Genomic DNA, 26,152 nt, shown 5'->3' on the forward strand with positions numbered 1-26,152 from the left:
GGCCACTCTGGTTCGCGCTCGTTCAACGTTACCGCTGGGGACGCTCACCAAACCTGAGACAACAAAAGGTCGTTAAGCTCACACGCCATGCGATGGCTTGCCGCCGGTCTCATTTCCGCGCTCTGTTTCCTCACCGTCAGCACCGGTTCGGCGGGCGCCGTCCCGGGGGTCGATCAGCCGCTGGGGTCGGTGCCGATACCGGACGGACCTGCGCAGGCCTGGGTGATCGCGGACATGGACAGCGGTGCGGTGCTGGCCTCTCGCGACGGGTACGGACGCTACGCGCCGGCCAGCACCATCAAGGTGTTGCTGGCCACCGTGGTGCTCGAGCAACTGCCGCTGGAGGCGACCGTGGTGGCCGAGGAGGCCGACACCCGGGTGGAGTGCAACTGCGCGGGTGTGGTGCCCGGCCGCACCTACACCGTGCGCCAGTTGCTGGAGGGTGTGCTGCTGGTGTCGGGCAACGACGCAGCAAACACCTTGGCCTCCATGCTCGGCGGCCGGGAGGCGGCCGTGGCGAAGATGAACGCGAAGGCCGCACAACTGGGCGCGCACGCCACCGTGGCCGGTAGTCCGTCCGGTCTGGACGGGCCCGGTATCGAGATGTGGTCCTCGCCGCACGACCTTGCGGTGCTGTTCCGCGCGGCGATGGCCAATCCGGTGTTCGCCCAGATCACCGCGCAGCCGACCGCGGTGTTCCCGAGCCGCACCGGTGATCGCGTACTGGTCAACCAGAACGAGTTGCTCGGCCGCTATCCCGGGACGCTGGGCGGCAAGACCGGGTTCACCGATCTGGCGCGTAAGACGTTCGTCGGCGCCGCGCAGCGCGACGGCCGCCGTCTCGTGGTGGCATTGATGTACGGGCTGGTCCGCGAGGGTGGCCCGACATATTGGGACCAGGCGTCGGCGCTGCTGGATTGGGGGTTCGCGCAGGACCGTGCGGCCGGTATCGGGGTGCTGTAGCCGAGACCGTACGGAGATCGTTCCGCAGGCGTTTCGAGTCCTGCGCACCGTACTTTGTGGCAAGTGCGACACCTGTTCGCGGCGACCGCGCTCGCCCTCAGCACGGTCATGGCGGCGCCTGCGCAGGCCGCACCCAACGTGGAACCCGCTGGTGCGCAATCGTTTGCGAACGGCCCGGCCAAGGCCTACCTGCTTGCCGATCTGGACACCGGGGCGGTGTTGGCCGCCAAGGATGCGCACGGTTCCTATGCTCCGGCCAGCACCATCAAGGTGCTGTTGGCGATGGTGGTGCTCGATCATCTGCGGCCGGACAACTTCGCCCGCGCCAACGACTCGCACACCAAGGTCGAATGTTCCTGCGTCGGGCTGAAACCGGGCCAGCCGTACACCGTGACCCAATTGCTCAGTGCGCTGTTGATGGTGTCGGGCAACGATTCGGCGAACATGCTCGCCGATATGCTCGGCGGCCAGCGCGTGGCGGTCGCCGCCATGAACCGCAAGGCCGCCGCCGTGGGCGCCCGCGGCACCAGGGCGTCCTCGCCGTCCGGACTGGACGGGCCCGGATGGGAGTCGATCACCACTCCGCACGATCTGGCGGTCATCTTCCGGGCCGCGCTGCGCTATCCGTTGATCGCCCAGATCATGCGGTCGCCGTCCGCCCCGTTCCCCGGCAAGACGCTGTCCAACCAGAATGAGTTGCTCAGCCGGTACCCCGGCGACCTGGGCGGCAAGACCGGGTTCACCAACCTGGCCCGCAAAACCTACGTCGGGGCTGCTCAGCGCGGCGACCGCCGCCTGGTAGTGGTACAGATGTACGGAACCGGCGATCTGTACGGCCAGGCCATCGGCCTGCTGGACTGGGGTTTCGGCCAGCCCCGGTAGGGAGCGCCCCACCACCGCCGAATTCCAAGTAAGTTCCCTAACTTGCGTCGGCATCCGGTCGCGCGCACCGACCAGGGGGGACACTGTGTCCGGCCAGTCCGACATCTCGCTCATCGTCGCGTTCGGCACCGATATGGGTAACTCCGAGGACGCGGCCATGACGTTCGCCGAGTCGGTCGCCACCATCGGCATCGAGGTCGAAGCCGTCGAACTCAACCAGGTCGAACTCGCACAGCTGTCGGACACCTCCCACTTCATCGTGGTGGTGTCGACCTTCGGCGAGGGCGAGTTCCCCGATTCGGCCACCCTGTTCTGGGAGGCCATCAGCGCGGACACCGACCGCCTCGACCACCTCAAGTTCGCCGTCCTGGCTCTCGGTGACAGCTCCTACGAGCTGTTCTGCAATGCCGGGAAGCTGCTCGACGAACGACTGGAGGCGCTCGGTGCGCACCGGATGACCGACCGCGTCGACGTGGACGGCTTCTACGAGGAGCCGGCCAAGGCCTGGACCGCCGAGCTCATCGAGCAGCTCACCGCGGAACAGGGCATGCCCACCTCCGAACCCGCCCCGGTCGCCGAGCGGGCCCAATCACGGGAACGCAACGTCCCGGTGCGCGCCCGGCTGGCGGTGAACCGCTGGCTCAACTCGACCGCTTCGGACAAGGAGGTCCGGCATTACGAGGTGGATCTCACCGGCACCGGAATCGCTTATCAGGCAGGTGATTCCATCGCCGTGCACGCCACCAACGATCCCGCACTGGTGACGGCCCTGCTGGACGAACTGGGGGTCGGCGCCGACTACCCGGTGACCGGGTACGACAAGCCGCTGGGGACGCTGCTCACCGAGGATCTGGAGATCCGCACGCCGTCACGCGCGCTGCTGACGCTGGCCGCCGCACGCACCTCGGATCAGGCGGTCGCCGAGGCCCTGCGCACCGGGGACACCCACGGCGGCACCGAGGGGTCGTGGCTGTACGGCAAGGACGTCCTGGATATCGTGGCGCTGGCCGACCTGAAGGCCGACGAGGTCGTCGACACCCTGCGGCCGCTGCAGTTTCGCGACTACTCGATCGCGTCGAGTCCGCTGGCCCATCCCGACAGCGTCCATCTCACCGTCGCCAGCGTGCGCTACGACGCCGCCGGCCGCCGGCACGGCGGTGTCGCCTCGACGTATCTGGCCGACCGCTGCGCCGAGGTGCTGGTGCATTTGCGCCCGAACAACCATTTCCGGCTGCCCGCCGGGGACGTCCCGATCATCATGATCGGCCCAGGCACCGGCATCGCGCCGTTCCGCGCTTTCCTGCAGGAGCGCAAGGCCACCGGCGCCACCGGCCGGTCCTGGCTGTTCTTCGGTGACCGGCGCCGCGATACCGATTATCTGTACCGGGACGAGTTGCAGGACTTCGCCGACAGCGGTGTGCTCACCCGGCTGGACGTGGCATTCTCCCGCGATCAGGATTCGAAAGTGTATGTGCAGCACCGTATTCAGGAGAACGCGCAGGAGTTCTTCGACTGGCTGCAGGACGGCGCGCACCTCTACGTGTGCGGCGATGCCGAGCGGATGGCCAAGGATGTGGATGCCGCGCTGCACGAGGTCATCGCCCGGGCCGGTGGCATGGACGCAGCGGCCGCCCACAGCTACGTCAACGAGCTGATCAAGAGCCACCGCTACGTCCGCGACGTGTACTGAGCCGTCGGCATCCGAGGTTTCCGTCTCGACGAGGCTGCGCTCGCGAAACGGCGGCCACGTAGGTCTGGAGCACGAATTCCGTCCCAGGGTTCAGGCTGGACACGGATTGTCTCGCGAAACTGAATCGGGGTAGACCCGCGGCTGTCCCAGTCAGCCCCACACCCGGCCGCGCAACATCACCAGGTCCGGGTCGCCCACCCCGACCTCGCGCGGATCCTCGGTGAAGCACAGCAGATCCGCCGACGCCCCGTGCTCCAGCGCGGGGCGGCCCAGCCAGGCCCGGGCGTTCCAGCTCGCCGCACCCAGCGCATCCGTCGGGCTCATCCCGACACCGCGCAGCGCGTCGATCTCGTCGCCGATGCGGCCGTGGGCGATCATGCCGCCGGCGTCGGTCCCCGCGTAGATCGGAATCCCGGCGTCGTGGGCCGCGCCGACACGCGGTCGACAGGACGCGTAGAGCTCACGCATGTGCCTGGCGTAGGTGGGGTACTTGCCGGCGGCGTCCGCGATGCCCGGGAAGTTGTCGATGTTGATCAGGGTCGGCACCAGCGCGGTGCCGTGTTCGAGCATCAACTCGATGGTGTCGTCGGTGATGCCGGTGCCGTGCTCGATGCAGTCGATGCCGGCCTTGATCAGACCGGGCAGCGCATCCTCGCCGAACACGTGCGCGGTGACGCGGGCACCGTTGGCGTGCGCCGTCGCGATCGCCTCGACCAGCACATCGTCGGACCACAACGGCGCCAGGTCCCCGACGCCGCGGTCGATCCAGTCGCCGACCAGCTTCACCCAGCCGTCGCCGAACCGGGCCTGCTGGGCCACGTATTCCGGTAGCTGCGATTCGTCCTCGATGTCGATCGGCAGGCCCGGCATGTAGCGCTTGGGCCGGGCCAGGTGCCGACCGGCCCGGATGATGCGGGGTAGATCCTCGCGGTCGTCGAGGCTGCGGGTGTCCACCGGCGAACCGGCGTCGCGCAGCAGCAGCGCGCCGGCGTCGCGTTCGGTCTCGGCCTGTTCGATCGCCTCGTCGAAGCTGGTCGCTCCGCCGGGACCGAGCCCGACGTGGCAGTGCGCGTCGACCAGGCCGGGGATGATCCAGCCGCCGTCAAAAACAGTGTCGGCGTTGGCGATCGGCTCGGCCGAGAGCACACCATCGTGTACCCACCATTGCACCTGTTCGCCGTCGGGCAGTCCCCGGCCGCGCAGGTGCAGTACCGCCATGGCTAGTTCTGGCCCGGGAACTTCAACTTGGACAGGTCGAAGTTGGCCAGCCCCGGCGGCAGCTCGTCCAGCCCCTTGGGCATGCCGGTCAGATCCGGGAAGCCGGCGGGCAGGCCGGCGCCCAGCGGGTTCTTCGGCTGGGTCGGGCCCTTGCCCGCTTTGCCCTTCTTCTTACCGGCCTGCTTGTTCTTGCCCTTGGCGGCTTTTCGCTGAGTATTCTTGCGCCCGAACGGCATACCCATCTGGCCGGCCATCTGGGACATCATCTTGCGGGCCTCGAAAAAGCGGTCGACCAGCTGGTTGACCTCGGAAACCGACACCCCGGAACCGTTCGCGATACGCAGCCGGCGCGAGGCGTTGATGATCTTCGGGTCGGCCCGCTCGGCCGGTGTCATGCCGCGGATGATGGCCTGCACCCGGTCGAGCTGGCTGTCGTCGACGGCGGCCAGCGCGTCCTTCATCTGGCCGGCGCCCGGCAGCATGCCCAGCAGGTTGCCGATCGGACCCATCTTGCGGATGGCGAGCATCTGCTCGAGGAAGTCCTCCAGGGTCAGCTCGCCGGAGCCGATCTTGGCGGCGGCGGCCTCGGCCTGCTCGGCGTCGAAGACCTGTTCGGCCTGCTCGATGAGCGTGAGCACGTCGCCCATGCCCAGGATCCGGCTGGCCATCCGGTCAGGATGGAAGACGTCGAAGTCCTCCAGCTTCTCGCCGGCGGACGCGAAAAGAATCGGGACGCCGGTGATCTCGCGGACCGACAGGGCCGCACCACCGCGCGCGTCGCCGTCGAGCTTGGTCAGCACGACACCGGTGAAGCCGACACCGGAGCCGAAGGCCTCGGCGGTGGTGACGGCGTCCTGACCGATCATGGCGTCCAGGACGAACAGCGTCTCGTCGGGCTGCACGGCGTCGCGGATGGCCGCGGCCTGGTTCATCAGCTCCTCGTCGATGCCGAGGCGGCCGGCGGTGTCGACGATGACGACGTCGTAGTGCTTGGCCTTGGCCTCGGCCAGACCGGCGGCGGCCACCGAGACCGGGTCGCCGGTGGTCATCTGGTCGATGGTCACACCGTCGGGCGACACCCCCGGATGCGGCGCGAACACCGCGACCCCGGCGCGTTCGCCAACGATCTGCAGCTGGTGCACGGCGCCGGGACGCTGCAGGTCACAGGCGACCAGCAGGGGCGTGTGGCCCTGTCCCTTGAGGAACCGGGCGAGCTTGCCGGCCAGCGTGGTCTTACCGGAGCCCTGCAAGCCGGCGAGCATGATGACCGTCGGCGGGGTCTTGGCGAAGGCGAGCTGGCGGGTCTCACCGCCGAGGATGCCGATGAGCTCCTCGTTGACGATCTTGACGACCTGCTGGGCCGGGTTGAGCGCGGCCGAGACCTCGGCACCCTTGGCCCGGTCCTTGATGCGGCCGACGAAGGCGCGCACCACCGGCAGCGACACGTCGGCTTCGAGCAGGGCCAGGCGGATCTCCCGCGCGGTGGCGTCGATATCGGCGTCAGTCAGCCGACCCCGGGCGCGCAGCCCCTGCAGTGCACCGGTCAACCGGTCAGACAGCGATTCAAACACCTGACAAGCCTAACGGTCGCGCCGAACTCTGGTCTCAGGCGAGCCGGTGACGCTAATCTGTCAACGCACGATGACAGATTGGCGGGAGCCCTCATGACAGCGATCGACGTCCCCCTGCCCGAGGTGCGCGGCCGGGCCCAGGAACCGGCCGGCACCATCCACCGCAGCCAGTGCACGTTGTGCGAGGCGCACTGCGGCATCCATGTGACCGTCACGGACGGCCAGGTCAGCCGGATCGCCGGCAACCCCGACGACGTCTTGTCCAAGGGCTACATCTGCCCGAAGGCCACGGCCATGGGCGGCCTGCATCAGGACCCGGACCGGCTGCGCACCCCGATGCGCCGGGTCGGGGACTCCTTCGAGCCGGTCAGCTGGGACGAGGCATTCGCCGAGATCGGGGCCCGGTTGCGGGGTGTCCGCCACCGGCACGGCTTCCGGGCACTCGGCATGTACCTCGGCAACCCGGCCGCACACAGTTCCGGCGCGCTGTACGGGCTGGCCCTGCGGATCGCGCTGCTCACCCCGAACTTCTATTCGGCCTCCTCGATCGACCAGATGCCGCACGAGTACGCGGCGTGGCGGGTGTTCGGCTCCAACGTGCTGGTGCCCATCACCGACATCGACCGCACCCACCGATTGGTGATCCTGGGTGCGAACCCGGCGGTGTCCAACGGGTCGTTGTCGATCATGCCGGGCGCCAAACGACGCATCAAAGCCGTGCGGGACCGCGGCGGCACCGTCGTCGTCATCGATCCCCGGCGCACCGAGACCACCAGGCTCGCCGACCAGCATGTCGCGGTACGCCCGGGCGGGGACCTCTACCTGCTGCTGGGCATGCTGCACGTACTGGTCACCGAAAACCTCTGCGACGCAGACGTTGTGAAGAACCTGACCTCTGGCTGGGCGGAGTTGTCCGATCTGGTCGCATCCGCCACACCGGAGAGCGTGGCGGCCCGGGCCGGGGTCAGCGCCGAACAGATCCGCACCCTGGCCCGCGAGCACGCCGCGGCCGAGTCGGCGGCGATCTACGCCCGGATCGGCATCTGCCATCAGCAGACCGCCACCCTGGTCAGCTGGCTGGTGATGGTGATCAACACCGTCACCGGCAACCTGGACCGCCCCGGCGGCACGATGTTCTCCACCCCGGTCGTCGACGTGCCCCGGCTGGCCCGCTACATCCCGGTGGGGCACGGTTGGTGGACCGACCGGTCCGGCCGCTACAAGGCGTTCCGCACCGAATTGCCCGCCGTGACGATGGCCGACGAGATGCTCACCGACGGGCCGGGACGCATCCGGGCGCTGATCACCTACGCCGGCAATCCGGTGTCCTCGATCCCGCAGAAAGGCCGCCTCGACGAGGCGCTGGAGCAGCTGGATCTGTATGTCGCCGTAGACATGTACATCACCGAGACCACCCGGCACGCAGACTTCATCCTGCCGCCGGTCTCCCCGCTGGAACGCGAGGACGTCGCCCTGCTGACCACGATCTTCAGCGTGCGCAACAACATCCGCTACCAGCACCGCTCCTTCGAACCGGCCGCCGGCGCGCTGGAGGACTGGCAGATCCTGAGCCGATTGACCTTCGAGTTGCTGCCCGCCCCGCTGCGCCAGCTCACCGCACCGGTGCGCGAACGGCTGATCGCGTTCGCCGACCCGCTGCGCGTCACCGCCGCGGCGCTGGCCACCGGCCCGTACGGACGGCTACGGCGCGGCCGCAAGGGCATCACCCTGCGCGCGGTGCGCGACAGCGCCGGCGGCATCGATCTCGGACCGCTGCAGCCCCGGCTGGACAAGGTACTTGCCACCTCCGACCGGCGAGTGCATCTCGCGCCTGCGGAGTTCGTCGCCGACGCCGCCGACCGCCTCGCCGCCCGTGCCGAAGACCCCGGGGACGGCCGGCTGCAGCTGATCGGGCGACGTAATCTGCGCAGCAACAATTCCTGGCTGCACAATGTGCCGACGATGACCGGCGGCAACAACCGGTGCACGGTGCTGATGCATCCGGACGATGCCGCCGCACGCGGGCTCACCGACGGCGACACCGTGCGGGTGACCTCCGCGGTCGGTCAGATCGAGGTCGCGCTCGAGGTCAGTGACGAGTTGCGGGCCGGCACGGTCGCGGTGCCGCATGGCTGGGGTCACCGCAACACCGGTTGGCAGCACGCCGATTCGCTGCCCGGCGCCAACGTCAACGACCTGCACGACCCGGACCAGGTCGACACCTTCACCGGCACCGCGGCGCTGAACAACACCTGGGTGACGGTCGGTGCCGCCGGTTAACTGGCCTCGGCGACCGGCTTCGGCGGTGGGGCCGGCAGCACCGCCAGCAGATCGCGTTCGAATTCCGCGCGTGCCTCTGCGATCCGGACCGCGTCCACCTCGGTGCTGCCCGCGGGCACCCCGATGCTGAAGACGTCGATCACCACCGAACCGAGGGTGGTCACCTTGGCCCAGTTGATGTCGAGCCCGTCGCGCTCGATGACCGCGGTGAGCCGTGCCAGCAGGCCGGGCCGGTCGGTGGCGCGCACCTGGACGATGAACTCGTCGGGCGCGTTGCCCTCGGACCACAGGATCCGCGGCGGGGCGATGGCCTGGGTGACCGGCACCGAAGCCGGGGTCTCCCCCGCCCGGTGCGGAGCGGCGGCCGCGCTTTCGGAGTCCCGGCGTTCCAGGGTGTCGATGACGTCGAGCTGACCGTCGAGCGCCAGGATGAACTGCTGACGCAACAGCTCGGCGGCCGGCGGGGTGCCGAAGTGCGGTGAGACCGCAAAGGTGTTGATGGCCACCCCATCTCGACTGTTGACCGAGGCCGAGTGCACACGCAGCGCGTTGAGGGCCAGCACACCGGCCGCCTTGGACAGCAGGCCGCGGCGGTCCGGGGCGATCATCGTGACGTTGTGGATGTGCGGGCCCTCGCCGGCGACCATCTCCACGTGTACGGCACGGTCGGCGGCCAGCTCCAGGTAGCGGGGCTCGATGGGATCGGGGGTGGGCAGCGGCTCCCCGGCCATCACCAGCCGGCAGCGACGCACCAGATCACCGATCAGTGAGGCCTTCCAGTCCCCCCAGACTCCGGGCCCGGTGGCCAGCGAGTCCGCCTCGGCGAGCACGTGCAGCAGATCCAGCAGCTGATAGTCCCCGCCGAGGGCGTGCACGACGGCGGCGATGGTCTTGGGGTCCTGCAGATCCCGCCGGGTGGCGGTGTCCGGTAGCAGCAGGTGGTAGCGCACGATCTTGGACAGCACCTCGACGTCCGAGGGCCACAACCCCAGTCGGGTGCCGATCTGGGCGGCCAGCTCGGCCCCGATGACACTGTGGTCGCCTCCGCGCCCCTTGCCGATGTCGTGCACCAGCGCGCCGAGCACCAGCAGGTCGGGGCGGGACACCCGGGTGGTGAATGCGCTTGCCCGGGCGACGGTTTCGACCAGGTGGCGGTCGACGGTCCAGATGTGCACGACGTCGCGCGGCGGGAGGTCGCGTACCGCACCCCATTCCGGGAACAGCCGCCCCCACAGGCCGGTACGGTCGAGTGCCTCGATGGTGTTGACCGCGGCCGGGCCCGCCGACAACAGCACCAGCAGGTCCTTGAGCGCCTCGCGCGGCCAGGGGGTGCGCAGTTCGGGGGCCGCACCGGCAAGCCGGCTCAGTGTGGATGCGGCGATCGGCAACGCGGTGGTGGCCGAGGCCGCGGCGACTCGCAGGATCAGGCCCGGGTCACGTTCGGGTTTGGCGTCCCGGGCCAGGATCACCTCGCCGCCGTATTCGATCACGCCCTCGTCCAGTGGCCGGCGGGTCGGGCGACGCAGTGCGGCGAACCCGCGGCGCGGCAGCGCATTTCCGGCGGTGCGAATGCCGGCGTCGACGTAGTAGCTGATGGTGCGCGCCGCGTCGGAGATGGTGCGGGCCAGGTCGAACCGGTCCCCGATGCGCAGCGCGGCGCCGATCTCGTCGGCGTACTGGGCCAGCACCTGCTCGCGGCCCCGTTTGGAGATCCGGTGCAGTTCGGTGCGCACATTGAGCAGTGCCAGGTGCGCCTCGCCCAGGGTCCCGGTGGGTGAGGCCAGCAGCCGGCTCGGGTAGACATCGGCGAGTTGGGCGATGGCCAGCCCGTTGAGCAACTGCACGTCACGCAGACCGCCGCGGCCGTTCTTCAGGTCGGGTTCGGCGCGGTGTGCGATCTGCCCGCTGCGTTCCCAGCGGGCGCGGGTGTGTTCGACGAGTTCCTCGTAGCGGGAGGCGATTCCGATGCGCCACTGGCGGCGAGCTCCACCGGTCAGCAGGGCGGACAGCTCGGCATCGCCGGCGATGTGGCGGGCGTCGAGCATGGCCATCCCCGCGGAGATGTCCTCGCCGGCCACCTTCAGGGCCTCGGGCACCGTGCGCACACTGTGGTCGATGTGGATATTGGCGTCCCACAACGGATACCACAGCAGTTCGGCGACCTGGGAGACCACATCGGCCGGCATGTTGTCGTGCAGCAGCATGAGGTCGAGGTCCGAGTACGGCAGCAGTTCACCGCGTCCGAGCCCGCCGGTGGCCACGATGGCGAATCCGCTGGTGGGGGTGATGCCGATCTCGGCGGCCTTGGCGGACAACCAGAATTCGTTGAGGTCGAGCAGGGCGTCACGCAACGCGGCCGAGTCGAGTTGCCGACCACCGGCGTCGAGCAGTTGTCTGGATGCCGCGGCCAGATCGGTCGCCGGACGCGGCGATCCCGCTGCCGGAGCCTTCCATTGGGAAGCTCCAGCAGCGGGATCTGGTGTCTGATCAGTCATTTCGGTTCCTCCCCCGGCCCAGCATTCGAACGGTCACATATTTGGCCGGGAAACGACCCTTTGCGCTGATTAGAGTGCGTCGACTCCCCGCTCACCGGTGCGTACCCGCACAACGGTGTCCACGGGGCTGACCCACACCTTGCCGTCACCGATCTTGCCGGTACGGGCCGCCTGCACGATGACATCCACCACCTTGTCCACGGCGGAGTCGTCGACGACGACCTCGACGCGAACCTTGGGCACGAAGTCCACCGAGTACTCCGCGCCACGGTAGACCTCGGTGTGGCCCTTCTGGCGGCCGTAGCCCTGCACCTCGCTGACGGTCATACCGAGGATGCCCGTCTGCTCCAGGCCGGTCTTGACGTCTTCCAGGGTGAACGGCTTGACGATCGCGGTGATCAGTTTCATTTGGTCGATCCTTCCAGGACTGAAGTCAATTCTTCCCGATCATGCGAGTTCATAAGCGGTTTCTGCGTGCTCGGTCTCATCGATGCCGGTGGCCTCGTCTTCCTTGCTGACTCGCCAGCCTAGTGGCTTGACCACGAAGGCGATGATGGCCGTCAGCACCGCGGTGAACACCAGTGCCACAACCGCGATCACGAACTGGATGACGAGCTGCTTGTAATCGCCGCCCACGAACAGGCCGGTGTCGGTGGCGAAGAAGCCCAGCGCGATGGTGCCCCACAGGCCGGCCACCAGGTGCACGCCGACGACGTCGAGCGAGTCGTCATAACCGAACTTGTACTTCAGCCCGATTGCCAAGGCCGACAACACACCCGCGATCGCACCGACGACCAGCGACCAGACCGGGGTCAGGTTGCCACATGCCGGGGTGATGGCGACCAGACCGGCGACGACACCGGAGGCGGCACCCACGCTGGTGGCGTGCCCGTCCCGCAGACGCTCCACCAGCAACCAGCCGAGCATCGCGGCCGCGGTGGCTGCGGTGGTGTTGACCCACACCACGCCGGCCAGCATGTCGGCGCCACCCTCGGACCCGACGTTGAAGCCGAACCACCCGAACCACAGCAGCGCGGCACCGAGCATCACGAACGGGATGTTGTGCGGGCGGAAGGCGGTCTTGCCGAAGCCGGCCCGCTTGCCCAGCAGCACGGCCAGAACCAGTGCGGCCATACCGGCGTTGATGTGAACGACTGTGCCACCGGCGAAGTCGATCGGTGCGACGTTGGCCGCACCTTCCTCGTCGACGCCGAAGATCTTCGCGGCCAGGCCCTGCTCGCTGCCCGACAGCAGGCCGCCACCCCAGACCATGTGCGACAGCGGGAAGTAGACGAAGGTGACCCACAGGCCGCCGAAGACCAGCCAGGTGCCGAACTTCATGCGCTCGGCGACCGCGCCGCTGATGAGCGCGACGGTGATGACGGCGAAGGTGAGCTGGAAGCCGACCCACACGATCGCCGGCACCGAGCCGAACCCGCCGGAGACGAAGGTCTCGACACCGTCGATCTCACGGACCTCGGTGAGCTGGTTCACGCCGAACAGCGCGAACGGGCTGTCGAAGAACAGACCGGGAGTCTCGCCGGTGTGGCCGGCCGAGAACGACATCGAGTAGCCCCACAGCACGTAGATGACGCTGACCAGGCCCAGCGAGCCGAAGGACATCATCATCATGTTCAGGACGGACTTCTGCCGGGACAGGCCACCATAGAAGAACGCGAGGCCGGGCGTCATGAGCAACACCAGAGCCGCCGAGATGAGGACCCAGGCGGTGTTGCCGGTGTCCAATCCATCTGGGCCGAACGGCAGGAAAGCATCGTCCGGCAGAGCCGTGACGACGTCGCTTAAGGCAAAGACCACTTTGTGTGAACCTCCTCGGGATTTCGCCGACTAATCGGCCTCCCGAAGAGACTCTTTTGCCCTCGTTTCATCCGTGGTTCACAGATGTTTCGCTGGGGTGAACGGATTCCGGTTGTCTGTTACGCGTGTGTTTCTGCGTTGCAGAACGGCTATCCGAGCAGCGCGTCGACGAACGCGGCGGGCTCGAACGGGGCCAGATCGTCGGGTCCTTCGCCGAGTCCGACGAGCTTCACCGGCACACCCAGTTCCTGCTGGACCCGGAACACGATGCCGCCCTTTGCGGTGCCGTCGAGCTTGGTCAGCACCACGCCGGTGATGTCGACGACCTCGGCGAAAACCTTGGCCTGCGGCAGGCTGTTCTGCCCGATGGTGGCGTCCAGCACCAGCAGCACCTCGTCGACCTTGGAGCGTTTCTCCACCACGCGCTTGACCTTGCCGAGTTCGTCCATCAACCCGGTCTTGGTGTGCAGGCGTCCGGCGGTATCGACCACGACGACGTCCGCACCGCTGCTGATGCCCTTGTCGACGGCGTCGAACGCGACCGAGGCGGGGTCGGCGCCCTCGGGTCCGCGCACGGTGTCGGCGCCGACCCGGGATCCCCAGCTCTGCAGCTGGTCGGCGGCCGCGGCGCGGAAGGTGTCGGCGGCGCCCAGCACGACACGGCGCCCGTCGGCGACCAGGACGCGGGCCAGCTTGCCGACCGTGGTGGTCTTGCCGGTGCCGTTGACGCCGACGACCAGCAGCACCGACGGCTTGTCGGCGTGCGGCAGGGCGCGGATGGAGCGGTCCAGATCGGGGCGCAGTTCGGAGACCAGCACCTCCTTGAGGACGGCGCGGGCGTCGGCCTCGGTGCGGACCGAGGCGCTGGCCATCTTGGCCCGCAGCGCGGCGATGACGTTCTCGGTGACGACAGGGCCCAGGTCGGCGATCAGCAGGGTGTCCTCGATCTCCTCCCAGGACTCCTCGTCGAGATCGCCGCCGCCGAGCAGGCCGAGCATGCCGCGGCCCAGGGTGCTCTGCGACTTCGCGAGGCGCCCGCGCAGCCGCTCCAGGCGGCCTTCGGTGGGTTCGATCTCGGGCAGCGTCGGGGTGGGCTCGGGCGTCGGTTCGGGTGCCGGCTCCGGTGTCGGGGCGGGTGCGGGCTCGGGTTCCGGTTGGGGCGTCGGTTCGGGCTCGGGCGTCGGTTCGGGCTCGGCGACCGGGGTGGGCGCGGGTTCGACCACCGGCGGTTCGGGCAGTTTGACGTCGGCGATGGTGCGTTTCGGGGCGTCACGCGGGACGGCGGCGTCATCGCCGACACCGGGCAGGCCGGTGGTGTCGAGCTTGTCTGCCTTCGTGACCTTCTCGGCCGGCGGGGCCGTGCTCGGCCCGCTGAAGGTGATGCCCGATGAGGCCTTATAGCCGCCGGACTTGTCGATCGCGGTGGTGGTGTCCAGCGCGGACAGGCTGATTCGCCGTTTGCGGTAGCGCACCAGCCCGACAACGAGGGCGACGACGACCAGGACTGCTACGACCGCAAGCGCGATCCATAAGGCATCTGACACTCGGCCATTGTCTCAGGGTCCGGTGTCGCGCAGGCTATCGAGGCTGTGCCCGCCGGGTCTGTGGCAGTGTCGACGGGGTGACGATCGGGCCTGACTTCGACGACGGCATCCAGATGCGCAAGCGCCGCCATATCGACGTCTGCCTGTCCGAGGCCGTGCAGTACCAGACGCTGACCACCGGGTTGGAGCGTTACCGGCTGCCCTACAACGCGCTGACCCAGACCAACCTGGCCACCATCGACCTCGGCGCGGAGTTTCTCGGCAAGCGGCTGCAGGCCCCGGTGTTGATCGGCGCGATGACCGGCGGTTCGGAGCTGTCGGGCACCATCAACCGCAATCTGGCATCGGCGGCGCAGGCGTTGGGCATCGGGATGATGCTGGGTTCGCAGCGCGTCATGCTCGGCGAGAACGGGCCCACGACCTTTCACGTGCGTGACGTTGCCCCCGAGGTGTTGCTGATCGGCAATATCGGGATGGGCCAGCTGCGTCCGGAGGTGGTGCCGGAGCTGCGCGACGCGCTGGGGTCGATCGGGGTCGATGCGCTGGCCGTGCACACCAATCCGCTGCAGGAGGCGGTGCAGCGCAACGGGGACACCGATTTCAGGGGGTCGTTGACGCGGCTGCGGGAGCTTGTAGGGGCGATCGGGTACCCGGTGCTGCTCAAGGAGGTCGGACACGGCATCGGTGCGACGGCCGCGGCGTCGGTGGCCGATATGGGGCTGGCGGCGGTGGATGTGGCCGGGGCCGGCGGGACGTCGTGGGCGCGAGTCGAGCAGTTCGTCCGCTACGGCGGCATCGATGACCTGGGGCTGGCCGAGTGGGGAATTCCGACCGCGCAGGCGTTGGTGGAGGTGCGTTCGGTGCTGCCGACGATGCCGCTGGTGGCCTCGGGCGGAATCCGTACCGGGATGGACGCCGCGAAGGCGCTGGCGCTGGGGGCCGATGTGGTGGCGGTGGCGCATCCGTTGTTGATGCCAGCGATCGAATCGGCGTCGGCGGTGCAGGAGTGGTTGCAGCGGTTCATTTCCGAGTTGCGGGTGTGCCTGCACGGGTGCGGGGCGGCGGATCTGCCGGCGCTGCGCGCGGTGGGCGTGGATGCGGTCTGAGCTACAGCCATAGGTAGAGGCCCGACAGCAGCGCCCAGATGCCCAGGCAGTAGGCCTCGAAGGCGGCGCGCAGCGGGGTCGGCGCATGCCGCAGCTCCATGAAGTCCAGGCCGACCAGGCGGACCTTGATCGCGGCGATGCCCAGGACGACGACCGCCACCATCGAGCCGGTGCCGTGTTCGGCGCCGACCGCCCAGGACACAACCGTCGCGGCGACCAGGAACAGCCAGCTGGCGCCGGCACGGTTCTTGAGCAGCTGCAGGACGGTCATCAGCTCACCAGGTAGAGCAGTGCGAACAGAAAGATCCACAGCAGGTCGACCAGATGCCAGAAGCAGGCGGCGCCTTCGACGAGCGCGGTGCGGGTGGGGCTTAGGTCCGGTCGTCGGGTTTGGCTCAGGACGAAGGTCAGTGCGCCGAGGCCGAGGCAGACGTGGAACAGGTGCAGGCCGGTGAGGATGAAGTAGTAGAGGTAGAAATCGTTGGCGCCGGGTCCGTGTCCGGCGGCACCCAGCGAGATGTACTCGGAGATCTTCAGGACGACGAACAGCGCGCCGAAGGCCATCGCGGTGCCGGTGGCCTTCGTGGCTAGTCGCGTCTGTTGGATACGCATCGCGTTCAGGGCGAGCACCACGCACAGCGAACTCGTCAGCAGCACAAGGGTGTTGGTGACGCCGATGCCGATGTGCAGGGTGGTGCGGGCGGTGTCGAAGACTGCCGGAGCCGTCGCACGCGCGACCAGGAAGGTCACGAAGAACGCGCCGAAGATCAGCAGGTCGCCGAACAGGAAGACCCAGGTGCCGCTCTCCCCCGGTACCCGCTTCTGGCGCAGCGGCGCTGGTGCGGTCACGCGGTTTGCAGGACGGACTCGGCCTGCTGTTCGGCCTTGATCGATTTGAGCAGGACCGCGGTGGTGGAGAACAGCCAGACCACCAGGACGAGGCCCGGGATGTAGAAGGCGAAGACACCGTCCCAGGCCAGGGGGCCGTCGTTGAAGACGACCACGACGCAGCCGGGCAGCGACAGGGTTGCCACCCACAGGTTCAGATAGCCGTACCAGCGCGGAAAGGTCGGTGGATCGGCCTTGTCGACGAAGGCGGCGGCCGCGAGGGTGAGGTTCTGAATGATGATCGTGCCGACGATTCCGATGAACCACAGCCAGAAGACGTCGTTGAGCGCCTGGGTGAGTTCGGCGGAGCGTTGCTCGGGGCGGTAGGCGGCGACGCCGAGGAAGAACTGCGGGAACAGCAGCGCCGGAACGAAGACCGTGGCGGCCATCAGTTGGGTCATCGACAGCATGCCCCAGCGGCCCTCGGCGCGGCGGATGCGCAGGATGATCGTGGCGAGGAAGGGCAGCGCCAGCACGGCGCTGAGCAGAGCGCCCGAGACCCCGAAACGGATCCACAGTTTGTGGTCGACGAAGAAGGCGGCGATTTCTTCGGCGGAGGCGGCCGGCGACAGCGGCGGGAACAGTTGCGCGATACCGGAAAAGCTGGCGCCGTAGAGCAGGATCATGATCGTGCCGCACCAGGCGCCGATGCGTTGCAGGGTCAGCTCCACGAGGGGGACGTTACCGGGCAAGGGGTGGGGTTTTGACACTTTTGACACAACGGCGGAACGTTCCGTGTGAAAGAAGTGCACTGGGGAGGCCGCGGGCTCCCCTACGATGATTTTCGGGGTGATGTAGATAGCATCGACTGGTAGTCGACGACAACGGGGGTGGGTGGATGACTGCGCGCGATGATCACAGGTGGCGCCAGTGACGAATCCGCCGCCGCCGGGCAATTGGGGCCCGCCACAGCCCGGTCCACAACCGCCCTACGCGCAGGGTCAACCGCCGTACGGTCCACCCGGGCAGTGGCCGGCGCAGCAGGGCTGGGGGCCGCCGCCGCAGCCGCCAAAGAACAACAGCCTGAAGTGGTTGTTGATCGGTGTCGCAGTTCTTCTGGTTATCGCGATAACGATCGGCGCCACACTGCTTTTCACCCGGGATGGTGGTGATGGCAGCCCACCTACCGCGACTGGGACTCCCCCAGCGGCCGGTGACATCGCCAGCGCGAATGACACTGGACCGGTAAGCATCATCACCGAGGACCCGACGTGTGACCCTTGGCGACCGATTGCTACCAATCTTGCGAAGATCGAGAGCCAGGGATGGAACGACCGCGATTCGTCCGTGCCGTCCACCCAATGGACGGCAGACGTGCGACGACAGCACGAAACTGTCGCAGATGCAATGCGCGCAGCAGCCGACCAAACGGTTCCACTTGCGAAAACAACCCCCCACCGAGTCATGAGGGAACTGTTTGAACAATCGATTGCCTTTTGGCGAGCATACGCCGACAGCATTCCAAACTATGTCCCAAGCGATAATCACCTAGCAAATACCGCGGGCAATTCGTCTAACGCCGTCGTATCGATCTGCAACGCCATCCTGTCCCGTACTGCACACGAACGAGGACCTGCGGTCCCACCGGCTCCTGTCCCAGAATCTTTCAGCGCCCCGTCGCACCCAGACCCTCCACAGCGATTCATAGAGGAGTCAAATTCAGCAGTTTGTGCAGAGTGGGAAGAAATGACCGACAGCTTCGACGCCGACTCAGCACCCTGGCGGGAATCTGACCACGGTCTCGACGCCGCCGAGTGGAATCCGATACAACGGGCCATCTTCGATCAGGCAGCATCACGAATATCTCGATTCGCACAGGAAATGGTCGAACTTAGCGCACGGAGCAATACCCCAACCTGGGTCGACTTTGCTCAATTATCGTCGCAGTATTGGCAGGCATACGTACAGGCCATACCCACCTATACTGCATCGGATCACGACCTATCGGTAGCGGCCGCCTACCTAGCCTACATACCACTCCAAGCATGTTTAGCAATTCAAGGGTAGGCTTAACATGGGTTTCGGAAGGCCAACGGGTACATATGCCAATGAAATGCTGGAACCCGGCGGCTGGCCAAACAGCGACGAGCACGAACTGCTTGACCGAGTTACGGAATTGTCTAGCGTCGTGCAGAAACTGACTCAGCAATACGATCTATGGTTGCGCGAGAAAGTCGAAATATCATCCGGCTCTATATGGTCCGGCAAGGGCGCTAATGCTGGTTCCGAGGCGATTAGCGGATCCGCTTCCACGATGGAAGATCAGCAGGATCGACTTTTAAAGGCGATTACGTGGTTGAATAATGTCTTCAGTGTGGTCCTAACTACTAAAGTCAATATCTTTAACCGCGTAGTCGCCGCTCATGTCCAGATCGCCGCACTCGAATCATCAGGCCTCGATGCCGAGGAAATAGGACAAAAGAGAAGCAGGCTCATTTCCGACACTCATCAGGCGAATGTCGCTGACGTGGAGTCGGCCAGCACTGCTGCGGAGTTTAAGAATTGGAACCCATCCGCGGATCATCTCGCTAGAGCCCTTGCCGGACTTTCTGGGCCTGCGGGAAGCTCTCATCCGACTGGCTCTGCCAGTCCTAGACAGAATCCGATCGACCAGACCCCATCGGGTGGTGCGCACACAACACCAGGCACGGCGGGCACCCTGGTGCAGTCGGATTCCGAAGGCCAAACTGCGGCCCAACCCGCCGGTAAGCAAGAAAACACAGTTTCACAGGCGCCTAACACACCACCCAAGAATGAGACGGGACAAGCTGTGCCGGTCGGCAAGCAGGACACAGTGTCCCAAACGCCGGTAGCTCCCGAACCAACAGCGCCATCACCCGTTCCGGTGCCAAATCAACCATCAGGCCAGCCAAACACTGTGGCCCTGCAACCGCACCAGCCATCGAGCGCTCCCCCGGCACGGTTTCCGACGGCGTCCGGTAACCCGTCGACCGGCCCGACGCCCCCAAACCCGCCGCCTACGGCTCTGACATCGACCGGCAAGAGCGGCCCCAGCGGAGGCCCCGCCATCAGCACCCCACAAAGCTCCGGCGGCGTGCCAGGCGGAGGCGGCCCCCAAACTCCCACAGCCACACCCGGTCCCGGCTCAGGCTCCGGTCCCGCGCCAGTAAGCACCCCGCAGCAGGACTTCCAAAAGGGCTTCACCGACGCCACCAAGGCGGCGAGTGCCAATCCCGGACCGCTGACGCAGGCTCCGCTCAGCCCCGCCGCGCCCGCACCCCAACCGGCTGCACCCATGTACCAGCAGGCCGACACCGCAGCGTCGACAGCGCCGGCCGCCGCCACCGGGCACAGCGCACCCACCTCCAGCGCGCCTCCTCCAGCACCGGCGCCGGCCCCCGCACCGCCGACGGGCGCCCCGCCGATGCCGCTGGGCAACCCGTCCACCCCCGCACCGGCCGCACCCGTGCCGCCCGGGGGTGGGCCCATCGGTCCCGCCGTCTCGCCTGCTTCCACCAATCAGGGCGGTGCCGCCGGACCCGCTGCCCCTATACCGATCTCGGCAGCCCGCGCCGAACGCGACGCCATTGCAGCCGCCGCCACCGCAGGCGCCATACGGCGCAAGGGAACCAACCCCCGACAGCTCGCCCGCCACATCGGCGCCGCACTCAACGTCGGTATCACCGACCCCAGCCTGGTCTGGATCACCGCCGTCACCAACGACGGTCGTATCCTGGCCGCCAACAACTATGGCCTGGCCTACATCCCCGAACACGTGCACCTGCCGGAGCAGGTCCACATGGTCACCGCCGACGAATCCATCCCCGCCCAGACCCGCGGTACGTGGGCCACCTATCCCCTGCTCGCAGTGCAGGAATGGGCCCGCCACCACGACGTCGCTCTGCAAGCGGTCTGTGGCACCGGGGAGAATCTACGCGGTTTCGACCTCGGCGCCGCGCGCGACGTGCTCACTCCCGAAGACCTACCGGACAGCGGAAACATGCAGGGCCGCAACCGACTAGAGGTCATCGCTCCCGAGGTGGCCACCAAACTCGCCGCCATCCCGGCCGCCGGCCTCACCGAACTGCTTCCCCCGGCGCCGGCGGACAACACCCCACCGGCCAACAACAAGATCAGCCTGCTGCTGGATGTCTGCAAACCCCTGTTGAGCGCCAACCCTGACCGCGCGGGCGCGCACCTCAAGGCGATGATCGCCTACGCCGACCACCTGCAGGAAGTAGCTCTGTTCCGTGCGCACAACGCCCAGGACCCCGAACTGCAGCGAGCCGCGATTGCCGAATGGATCTATTGGCAACACGTCAGCGTGCTCACCTCAGATGCCGTGTCGGCAATGGCGAGCTAGTACTCCCGGTAGTACTACGACGTCGCCAGTACCACGGGTAGTACTGCTTTCCGCAGGGTCTCTTCGGTCCGGACAGCGCCGTCGAGCCTTCAGAGGTTGATCGTCGGGTCCGTGTGCGCAGCCGACCTCGGAACGGACGGCGCCGCCGGGGCACGTTCGGCATTCGTGTCGCCTGACGCAGCGCCGTCAGGCTCCTCCGCTCGGTGCCGCCCACCACGTTCGGACGGCTCGGATTCCTCGTCCCGACCGTCCTTCTCGCTGAACTGCCCGACCATCTGGGTGACCTGTTCGCCGACCTGCTGAGCACCCTGCATCGCGCTCTGCGGCAACGACCCGGCCATACCCGCGGCTTGTGACGGGATCTGGGCGGCCTGCTGCGCCATCTGCATCGGCATGCCCAGCATCGAACCCAACTGCCCAGCGGATCCCGCACTCGCGCTCGCGGGAACAGCACTCGCGGCGCCGGGACTCATCGGAGCACCACCCGCCGGCGCACCGCCCACAGATCCGCCGCCCGGCCCACCAGAGCCAGCCGGCCCACCAGAAGCAGCCGGCCCACCACCAGAACCGCCCGCACCTCCGGGGCCGCCCGCGCCAGCCCCCGGGGGACGCATCGTCTCATCGATCTTGCTCTTGAGGCGCGAATCGGTATTGGCGTACCGCCGCGCCGCCTCGATCACCGATTCCGCGGTGCCGATGGCGTTCTGTTTCATCGGCGGCAGACCCTCGATGATCGGGTTCTCCGCCTTCGGAATCTCCAGGGCGATCGCCTGTGATAACGCGTCGGCGCCGCACGGCACACTGAAAGCTTCCGGCGCATCCGGCAGCCCCTGGGCTGCGGTCAACAACCGCTCTCCCGCGGACCGCAGCAGTTCGGCGTCCACCTTCAACGGTTCCGGCGTCATCGGGCCCCCTCCCAACCCCAAAAACCCTACCGGAGGTCACCACCCCCGGATCGCACCAAAAACTAGCCGGCCCCCACCAGGTCCTGCCCCCGCATCCGTTGCGAGATCACCTGGGTGATGCCGTCACCCTGCATGGTGACGCCGTAGAGCGCATCGGCAATCTCCATAGTCGGCTTCTGATGGGTGATGACGATCAGCTGCGACTTCTCCCGCAACTGCTCGAACAGCCCGAGCAGGCGGCGCAGGTTCACATCGTCCAGCGCGGCCTCGACCTCGTCCATGATGTAGAACGGCGACGGCCGGGCCCGGAAGATCGCCACCAGCATCGCGACTGCGGTCAACGACTTCTCACCACCGGACAGCAGCGAGAGCCGCTTGACCTTCTTGCCCGGCGGACGCGCTTCCACCTCGATGCCGGTGGTCAGCATGTCGTCGGGATTGGTCAGCAGCAGCCGGCCCTCACCGCCGGGGAACAGCGACGCGAACACCTGGGTGAATTCGCGCTCCACGTCGGCGTAGGCCTCGGTGAACACCGTCAGGATGCGCGCGTCGACGTCCTCGATGACATCCATCAGATCCTTGCGCGCACCCTTCACGTCCTCCAACTGGGTGGACAGGAAGTTGTAGCGCTCCTCCAGCGCCGCGAACTCTTCCAGCGCCAGCGGATTGACCCGGCCGAGTTCCTTGAGCTCACGCTCGGCTTTCTTGGCCCGCCGTTCCTGGGTGTCCCGGTCGTACGGCATCGGTGCGGGCGCGACGACCTGCTCCCCGCGCTCACGGGCCTGCTCGTACTCGGCAATCTCCAACTCAGACGGCGGCAATGGCACATCGGGGCCGTACTCGGCGATCAGATCGGCTGCGGCCAAACCGAACTGCTCCAGGGCCTGCTGCTCCAGCTGCTCGATGCGCAGCGCCGCTTGGGCTTTCGCGACCTCGTCGCGGTGCAGCGAATCGGTCAGCGCGGTGATCCGCGCCGCGAGTTCGTTGACCTCGGTGCGGGCCCGGTTCAGCGATTCGGCGCGCTGGGTGCGTTCGACGGCCAACCGGTCGCGGGTGTAGGAGGCCGAGGCGACCGCAGCGGCCAACTTCGCGGCGACCAACCGACCCGCATCGACGACGGCGGCCGCCACCGTCGCCGCGTGCTCGCGGGCCTCCCGGGCCCGGGCCGCCCGCACCCGCGCCTCACGCTCGGCGGCGGCCGAGCGGCGCAACGAATCCGCCCGTCCCCGAACCGCATTCGCGCGCTCCTCGGCGGTACGCACGGCCAGCCGGGCCTCCACCTCGGTGGCCCGCGCAGTCTCCGCGGCCAGCGTGAACTCCTGACGGTCATCGGTGTCGTCGACTTCGAACATCGGCGCCTGCTGCGCATTGTGCAGCCGGCTCTCCAGTGCGGTGAGCTCCTCGACGGCGGCGTTACGGCCGGCCTCGAGCTCGCCGCGCTGCTTGATCAACCGCTGATACTCGGCGTCGGCGTTGCGTGCTTCCTGCCCCAACCGTCCGAGCTGTTCATAGATCGACGAGATAGCCGCATCCGACTCGTTCAACGCGGCCAGTGCCTGCTCGGCCGCGTCCTGGCGAGCCGACTGCTCGGCCTTTGCACCAGAAAGGGCTGCGATGAGTTCGCCGGCCTGCCGTTCCACGTTCTCGAGTTCGGTTCGGGCCTTGTCGATTTCGGATGCGATCTCCAGGGTGGACACCTTGCGGTCCGACCCGCCACTGATCCAGCCTGCCCCCACCAGGTCGCCTTCGGAGGTGGCCACCCGCAGATGCGGCCGCTCAGCCACCAGATCCAGCGCGGCAGCCAGATCCGAGACCACCGCCACCCCGGAGAGCAGCGCGGTGACCGCGCCGCGCAGCCGGTCCGGCGCCTCGACCAGGTCGATGGCCCACTGCCCGCCGGCCGGCAACGCCTCACCGTTGTGCGCCGCGTGCACCGGCCAGTCGCCGAGCAGCAGCGCCGCGCGTCCGCCGTCGGCTTCCTTCAGCGCGGCGACGGCGGCCCGGGCTGCCCCGACATCCTCGGCGGCCAGCGCGTCGGCGGCCGGTCCGAGCACCGTCGCGACCGCCACCTCGTAACCCGGACGGACCCGGACGAGTTTGGCAACCGAACCGAAAAGCCCTGTCTCCCCATGGTTGTCGATCAGCCAGGCGGCGCCGTCCTTGCGCTCCAGGCCCACCGACAGCGCGTCGATACGCGCCTGCAAAGACACAGCCTGCTTCTCGGCGGCCCGCTCGGCGGCCTGCAGTTCGGCGACCCGCTCGTCGGCCACCCGCAGCGCGGCCACCGACCGGTCGTGCTGATCGTCGAGGCCGACCTCGCCCTCGTCGAGCTCACCGACGCGGGCCTGCACCGTCTCGAACTCGGCCTGCGCCTGCTGAACTCGGGCCGCCGCCTCCTCGATGCGCGTCGACAGCCGGGCCACCTCGTCGTCGGTGGATTCCACCCGGGTACGCATGGTGTCGACCTGCCCGGACAACCGGGCCAGGCCCTCGCGGCGATCGGCCTCTGCCCGGGCGGCCGCCCGGTGCGCCTGCTCGGCGTCGGCAGCGATGCGCTCACGTTCGGCCAGCTCGGCGCGGGCGTACTCCAAGGTCTCCCGGGACGCCTCCAGTTCGGCGAGCAGTTCCTGCTCCCGCGCGGCGACCTCGTCGGCCTCGGCCTCCAGCGCGTCCGGGTCGCGACCGGAGTCCACCTCGGGTTCGGTGTCGAGCAACTGGGTGCGGTCGGTGGCAATCCGTACGGTCGCGCTGACCCGCTCGGCCAGTGCCGACAACCGGAACCAGGACTGCTGGGCGGCTTCGGCGCGCTCGGTCAGTTCGGTGACCGCGGACTCGTGCTCGGCCAGCTCGGCGGATGCGAGCTCCAGACGTGTCGTCACCTCGTCATGCTCGCGGCGCAACATCGTCTCGGTCTGGTTGGTGCTGTTGAACTCGGTCTGCCGGGCCAACAGGTCGTCGGCGGCCAGCCGCAACCGGGCGTCGCGCAGGTCGGCCTGGATGGTCTGGGCGCGGCGCGCCATCTCGGCCTGGCGTCCCAGCGGCTTGAGCTGACGGCGCAGCTCGGTGGTCAGATCGGAGAGCCGGGCCAGGTTGGCCTGCATCGAGTCGAGCTTGCGGACCGCCTTCTCGCGCCGCTTGCGGTGCTTGAGCACCCCGGCGGCTTCTTCGATGTAGGCGCGGCGGTCCTCGGGCCGGGACTCCAGGATCTCGGAAAGCTTGCCCTGCCCGACGATGACGTGCATTTCCCGGCCGATGCCGGAGTCACTGAGCAGTTCCTGCACATCCATCAGGCGGCAGCTGCTGCCGTTGATCTCGTACTCCCCGGCGCCGTCGCGGAACATCCGCCGGGTGATGGACACCTCGGAGTACTCGATCGGCAGCGCGTTGTCGGAGTTGTCGATGGTCAGCGTCACCTCGGCGCGGCCCAGCGGTGCCCGTGAGGAGGTGCCGGCGAAGATGACGTCCTCCATCTTGCCGCCGCGCAGTGTCTTGGCGCCCTGCTCACCCATCACCCAGGTCAGAGCGTCGACCACGTTGGACTTACCGGAGCCGTTCGGCCCGACCACACAGGTGATGCCGGGTTCGAAGCGCAGAGTCGTCGGCGCAGCGAAGGACTTGAAGCCCTTCAGCGTCAGACTCTTGAGATGCATGCCGAGTTACCCTACCGTCGCCGCGGTCAGCGTTCGGTGAAGCCGTCGATCGGATCGCCGGGTGCCAGCCAATCCGACATGACCGAATCCACCGTTCCCGGCGTCTGACCCGATTTCAGCAGGTCCAGCAGCCGCTCACAAGCCGGGCGCGGTCCCCGCGCGACGACATGGACACGCCCGTCGGGCTTGTTCTGGGCGTAGCCGGTCAACCCGAGTTCCAGCGCGCGGGAGCGGGTCCACCAGCGGAAACCGACGCCCTGCACGTTCCCGTGCACCCAGGCGTTGAGCCGGACGTCCTCGGCCTCAGCCAACGTTTTGCACCTCGAAGGTGACCTCGGTCCCGGATTTGAGGGTGCGTCCGACGGTGCAGACCTGGTCGATGGCGCGTTCGACGACCACCTGCAGGCGTTTCACCTCGTCCTCGGACAGTCCGGACAGATCGATCTCCAGGGTCTCTTCGAGCAGCGGGTAACGCTCCTGGTCACGGTCGGCCGGCCCGGACACCCGGATCGTGGTGGCGTAGTCGTCACCGAGCCGACGACGCAGCGGTGCGTCGCTGCTCATCCCGCTGCAGGCCGCCAGCGCGATCTTCATCAGCTCGCCGGGGGTGAAAACGCCCTCGACGTCCTCGGATCCGACCAGCACCTCGGCACCGCGCGTGCTCCGCCCGGTGTAGCGGCGCACGCCGGTCCGCTCGACCCACAACTCTGTCATTCGGGCGAGTCTACGGAGGGCCAACGGTGGCCATTTCGGCACGCCCGGCAAAGCCTCGGCGCCGGTTGCATCCCGGGTTAGTGTTGAACTACACCAGCTGAGGA

19 protein-coding genes are annotated in these 26,152 nt (G+C 67.8%); 6 read left to right on the plus strand and 13 right to left on the minus strand.

The window, feature by feature from the left end:
- The first annotated feature begins 87 nt into the window (after positions 1 to 87).
- The 3 genes from V4U86_RS17405 to V4U86_RS17415 all read left to right on the plus strand — a co-directional run bounded on the left by V4U86_RS17405 (position 88) and on the right by V4U86_RS17415 (position 3,535).
- Positions 88 to 963: a D-alanyl-D-alanine carboxypeptidase family protein gene (locus V4U86_RS17405; RefSeq protein ID WP_395307201.1), complete on the plus strand. Its 876-nt coding sequence runs from the start codon at positions 88 to 90 to the stop codon at positions 961 to 963.
- Positions 964 to 1,026: 63 nt separating this feature from the next.
- Positions 1,027 to 1,845 carry a D-alanyl-D-alanine carboxypeptidase family protein gene (locus V4U86_RS17410; protein ID WP_395307202.1) on the plus strand — a complete coding sequence of 273 codons (819 nt, stop codon included), beginning with the start codon at positions 1,027 to 1,029 and terminating at the stop codon, positions 1,843 to 1,845.
- 85 nt (positions 1,846 to 1,930) lie between these two features.
- On the plus strand, positions 1,931 to 3,535 hold the full coding sequence (locus V4U86_RS17415) for a diflavin oxidoreductase (protein WP_395307203.1): 1,605 nt from the start codon (positions 1,931 to 1,933) through the stop codon (positions 3,533 to 3,535).
- A gap of 150 nt (positions 3,536 to 3,685) precedes the next feature.
- On the opposite strand, the gene V4U86_RS17420 is transcribed toward V4U86_RS17415, so the two are convergent.
- Positions 3,686 to 4,753, minus strand: a complete 1,068-nt coding sequence (locus V4U86_RS17420; RefSeq protein ID WP_395307204.1) for an amidohydrolase family protein — start codon at positions 4,751 to 4,753, stop codon at positions 3,686 to 3,688.
- Positions 4,754 to 4,755: 2 nt separating this feature from the next.
- Positions 4,756 to 6,324, minus strand: coding sequence for a signal recognition particle protein (gene ffh / locus V4U86_RS17425; protein WP_395307205.1), 1,569 nt, complete (start codon positions 6,322 to 6,324; stop codon positions 4,756 to 4,758).
- Between the two features lie 93 nt (positions 6,325 to 6,417).
- Here ffh and V4U86_RS17430 point away from each other — a divergent pair, with 93 nt between their 5' ends.
- Entirely contained in the window at positions 6,418 to 8,604 is a 2,187-nt protein-coding gene (locus V4U86_RS17430; RefSeq protein ID WP_395307206.1) for a molybdopterin-dependent oxidoreductase, read from the plus strand.
- On the opposite strand, the gene V4U86_RS17435 is transcribed toward V4U86_RS17430, so the two are convergent.
- The 4 genes from V4U86_RS17435 to ftsY all read right to left on the minus strand — a co-directional run bounded on the left by V4U86_RS17435 (position 8,601) and on the right by ftsY (position 14,461).
- Positions 8,601 to 11,099, minus strand: coding sequence for a [protein-PII] uridylyltransferase (locus tag V4U86_RS17435; RefSeq protein WP_395307207.1), 2,499 nt, complete (start codon positions 11,097 to 11,099; stop codon positions 8,601 to 8,603). The two genes, V4U86_RS17430 and V4U86_RS17435, sit on opposite strands and share 4 nt — an antisense overlap.
- Positions 11,100 to 11,168: 69 nt before the next feature.
- Positions 11,169 to 11,507, minus strand: coding sequence for a P-II family nitrogen regulator (locus tag V4U86_RS17440; RefSeq protein ID WP_030133509.1), 339 nt, complete (start codon positions 11,505 to 11,507; stop codon positions 11,169 to 11,171).
- Between the two features lie 39 nt (positions 11,508 to 11,546).
- Positions 11,547 to 12,791 carry an ammonium transporter gene (locus V4U86_RS17445; RefSeq protein ID WP_395312092.1) on the minus strand — a complete coding sequence of 415 codons (1,245 nt, stop codon included), beginning with the start codon at positions 12,789 to 12,791 and terminating at the stop codon, positions 11,547 to 11,549.
- A gap of 275 nt (positions 12,792 to 13,066) precedes the next feature.
- The gene (gene ftsY, locus V4U86_RS17450) at positions 13,067 to 14,461 is read right to left on the minus strand and encodes a signal recognition particle-docking protein FtsY (protein ID WP_395307208.1); all 1,395 of its coding nucleotides are present in this window, start codon (positions 14,459 to 14,461) and stop codon (positions 13,067 to 13,069) included.
- Between the two features lie 113 nt (positions 14,462 to 14,574).
- Between ftsY and fni the strand changes: the two genes are divergently transcribed.
- On the plus strand, positions 14,575 to 15,567 hold the full coding sequence (gene fni, locus V4U86_RS17455; protein WP_395312093.1) for a type 2 isopentenyl-diphosphate Delta-isomerase: 993 nt from the start codon (positions 14,575 to 14,577) through the stop codon (positions 15,565 to 15,567).
- A 1-nt stretch (position 15,568) separates the two neighbouring features.
- On the opposite strand, the gene V4U86_RS17460 is transcribed toward fni, so the two are convergent.
- Genes V4U86_RS17460 through V4U86_RS17470 form a run of 3 tightly spaced genes read right to left on the minus strand, consistent with a single transcriptional unit; the run spans position 15,569 to position 17,081 of the window.
- Complete coding sequence (locus V4U86_RS17460) at positions 15,569 to 15,838, minus strand: cytochrome C oxidase subunit IV family protein (RefSeq protein WP_395307209.1); 270 nt, start codon at positions 15,836 to 15,838, stop codon at positions 15,569 to 15,571.
- The gene (locus tag V4U86_RS17465) at positions 15,838 to 16,416 is read right to left on the minus strand and encodes a cytochrome c oxidase subunit 3 (protein WP_395307210.1); all 579 of its coding nucleotides are present in this window, start codon (positions 16,414 to 16,416) and stop codon (positions 15,838 to 15,840) included. Before V4U86_RS17465 ends, V4U86_RS17460 begins: the two co-directional genes overlap by 1 nt.
- Positions 16,413 to 17,081, minus strand: coding sequence for a hypothetical protein (locus V4U86_RS17470; protein WP_395312094.1), 669 nt, complete (start codon positions 17,079 to 17,081; stop codon positions 16,413 to 16,415). The genes V4U86_RS17465 and V4U86_RS17470 overlap by 4 nt, the downstream gene beginning before the upstream one ends.
- A gap of 2,630 nt (positions 17,082 to 19,711) precedes the next feature.
- Here V4U86_RS17470 and V4U86_RS17475 point away from each other — a divergent pair.
- Entirely contained in the window at positions 19,712 to 20,779 is a 1,068-nt protein-coding gene (locus tag V4U86_RS17475) for a secretion protein EccK (RefSeq protein ID WP_395307211.1), read from the plus strand.
- Between the two features lie 89 nt (positions 20,780 to 20,868).
- Here the strand turns inward: V4U86_RS17475 and V4U86_RS17480 are convergent, their stop codons facing one another.
- The 4 genes from V4U86_RS17480 to V4U86_RS17495 all read right to left on the minus strand — a co-directional run bounded on the left by V4U86_RS17480 (position 20,869) and on the right by V4U86_RS17495 (position 26,048).
- Entirely contained in the window at positions 20,869 to 21,684 is an 816-nt protein-coding gene (locus tag V4U86_RS17480) for a hypothetical protein (protein ID WP_395307212.1), read from the minus strand.
- Positions 21,685 to 21,746: 62 nt separating this feature from the next.
- Positions 21,747 to 25,334, minus strand: a complete 3,588-nt coding sequence (gene smc / locus V4U86_RS17485; protein WP_395307213.1) for a chromosome segregation protein SMC — start codon at positions 25,332 to 25,334, stop codon at positions 21,747 to 21,749.
- A gap of 26 nt (positions 25,335 to 25,360) precedes the next feature.
- Complete coding sequence (locus V4U86_RS17490; RefSeq protein ID WP_395307214.1) at positions 25,361 to 25,645, minus strand: acylphosphatase; 285 nt, start codon at positions 25,643 to 25,645, stop codon at positions 25,361 to 25,363.
- Positions 25,638 to 26,048 carry an OsmC family protein gene (locus V4U86_RS17495; protein ID WP_395307215.1) on the minus strand — a complete coding sequence of 137 codons (411 nt, stop codon included), beginning with the start codon at positions 26,046 to 26,048 and terminating at the stop codon, positions 25,638 to 25,640. The genes V4U86_RS17490 and V4U86_RS17495 overlap by 8 nt, the downstream gene beginning before the upstream one ends.
- Between the last annotated feature and the right edge of the window lie 104 nt (positions 26,049 to 26,152).

This window comes from Mycobacterium sp. AMU20-3851 (genome assembly GCF_043974665.1).
Classification (GTDB): Bacteria; Actinomycetota; Actinomycetes; order Mycobacteriales; family Mycobacteriaceae; genus Mycobacterium.

Coding starts and splice junctions, on each gene's coding strand:
- V4U86_RS17420 (WP_395307204.1), bottom strand. CDS start 4,753: ATGGCGGTACTGCACCTGCGCGGCCGGGGACTGCCCGACGGCGAACAG.
- V4U86_RS17430 (WP_395307206.1), top strand. CDS start 6,418: ATGACAGCGATCGACGTCCCCCTGCCCGAGGTGCGCGGCCGGGCCCAG.
- V4U86_RS17435 (WP_395307207.1), bottom strand. CDS start 11,099: ATGACTGATCAGACACCAGATCCCGCTGCTGGAGCTTCCCAATGGAAG.
- V4U86_RS17470 (WP_395312094.1), bottom strand. CDS start 17,081: ATGATCCTGCTCTACGGCGCCAGCTTTTCCGGTATCGCGCAACTGTTC.
- V4U86_RS17475 (WP_395307211.1), top strand. CDS start 19,712: ATGTACCAGCAGGCCGACACCGCAGCGTCGACAGCGCCGGCCGCCGCC.
- V4U86_RS17495 (WP_395307215.1), bottom strand. CDS start 26,048: ATGACAGAGTTGTGGGTCGAGCGGACCGGCGTGCGCCGCTACACCGGG.
- smc (WP_395307213.1), bottom strand. CDS start 25,334: ATGCATCTCAAGAGTCTGACGCTGAAGGGCTTCAAGTCCTTCGCTGCG.
- fni (WP_395312093.1), top strand. CDS start 14,575: ATGCGCAAGCGCCGCCATATCGACGTCTGCCTGTCCGAGGCCGTGCAG.
- V4U86_RS17480 (WP_395307212.1), bottom strand. CDS start 21,684: ATGACGCCGGAACCGTTGAAGGTGGACGCCGAACTGCTGCGGTCCGCG.
- V4U86_RS17440 (WP_030133509.1), bottom strand. CDS start 11,507: ATGAAACTGATCACCGCGATCGTCAAGCCGTTCACCCTGGAAGACGTC.
- V4U86_RS17405 (WP_395307201.1), top strand. CDS start 88: ATGCGATGGCTTGCCGCCGGTCTCATTTCCGCGCTCTGTTTCCTCACC.
- V4U86_RS17445 (WP_395312092.1), bottom strand. CDS start 12,791: ATGACGCCCGGCCTCGCGTTCTTCTATGGTGGCCTGTCCCGGCAGAAG.
- V4U86_RS17460 (WP_395307209.1), bottom strand. CDS start 15,838: ATGACCGTCCTGCAGCTGCTCAAGAACCGTGCCGGCGCCAGCTGGCTG.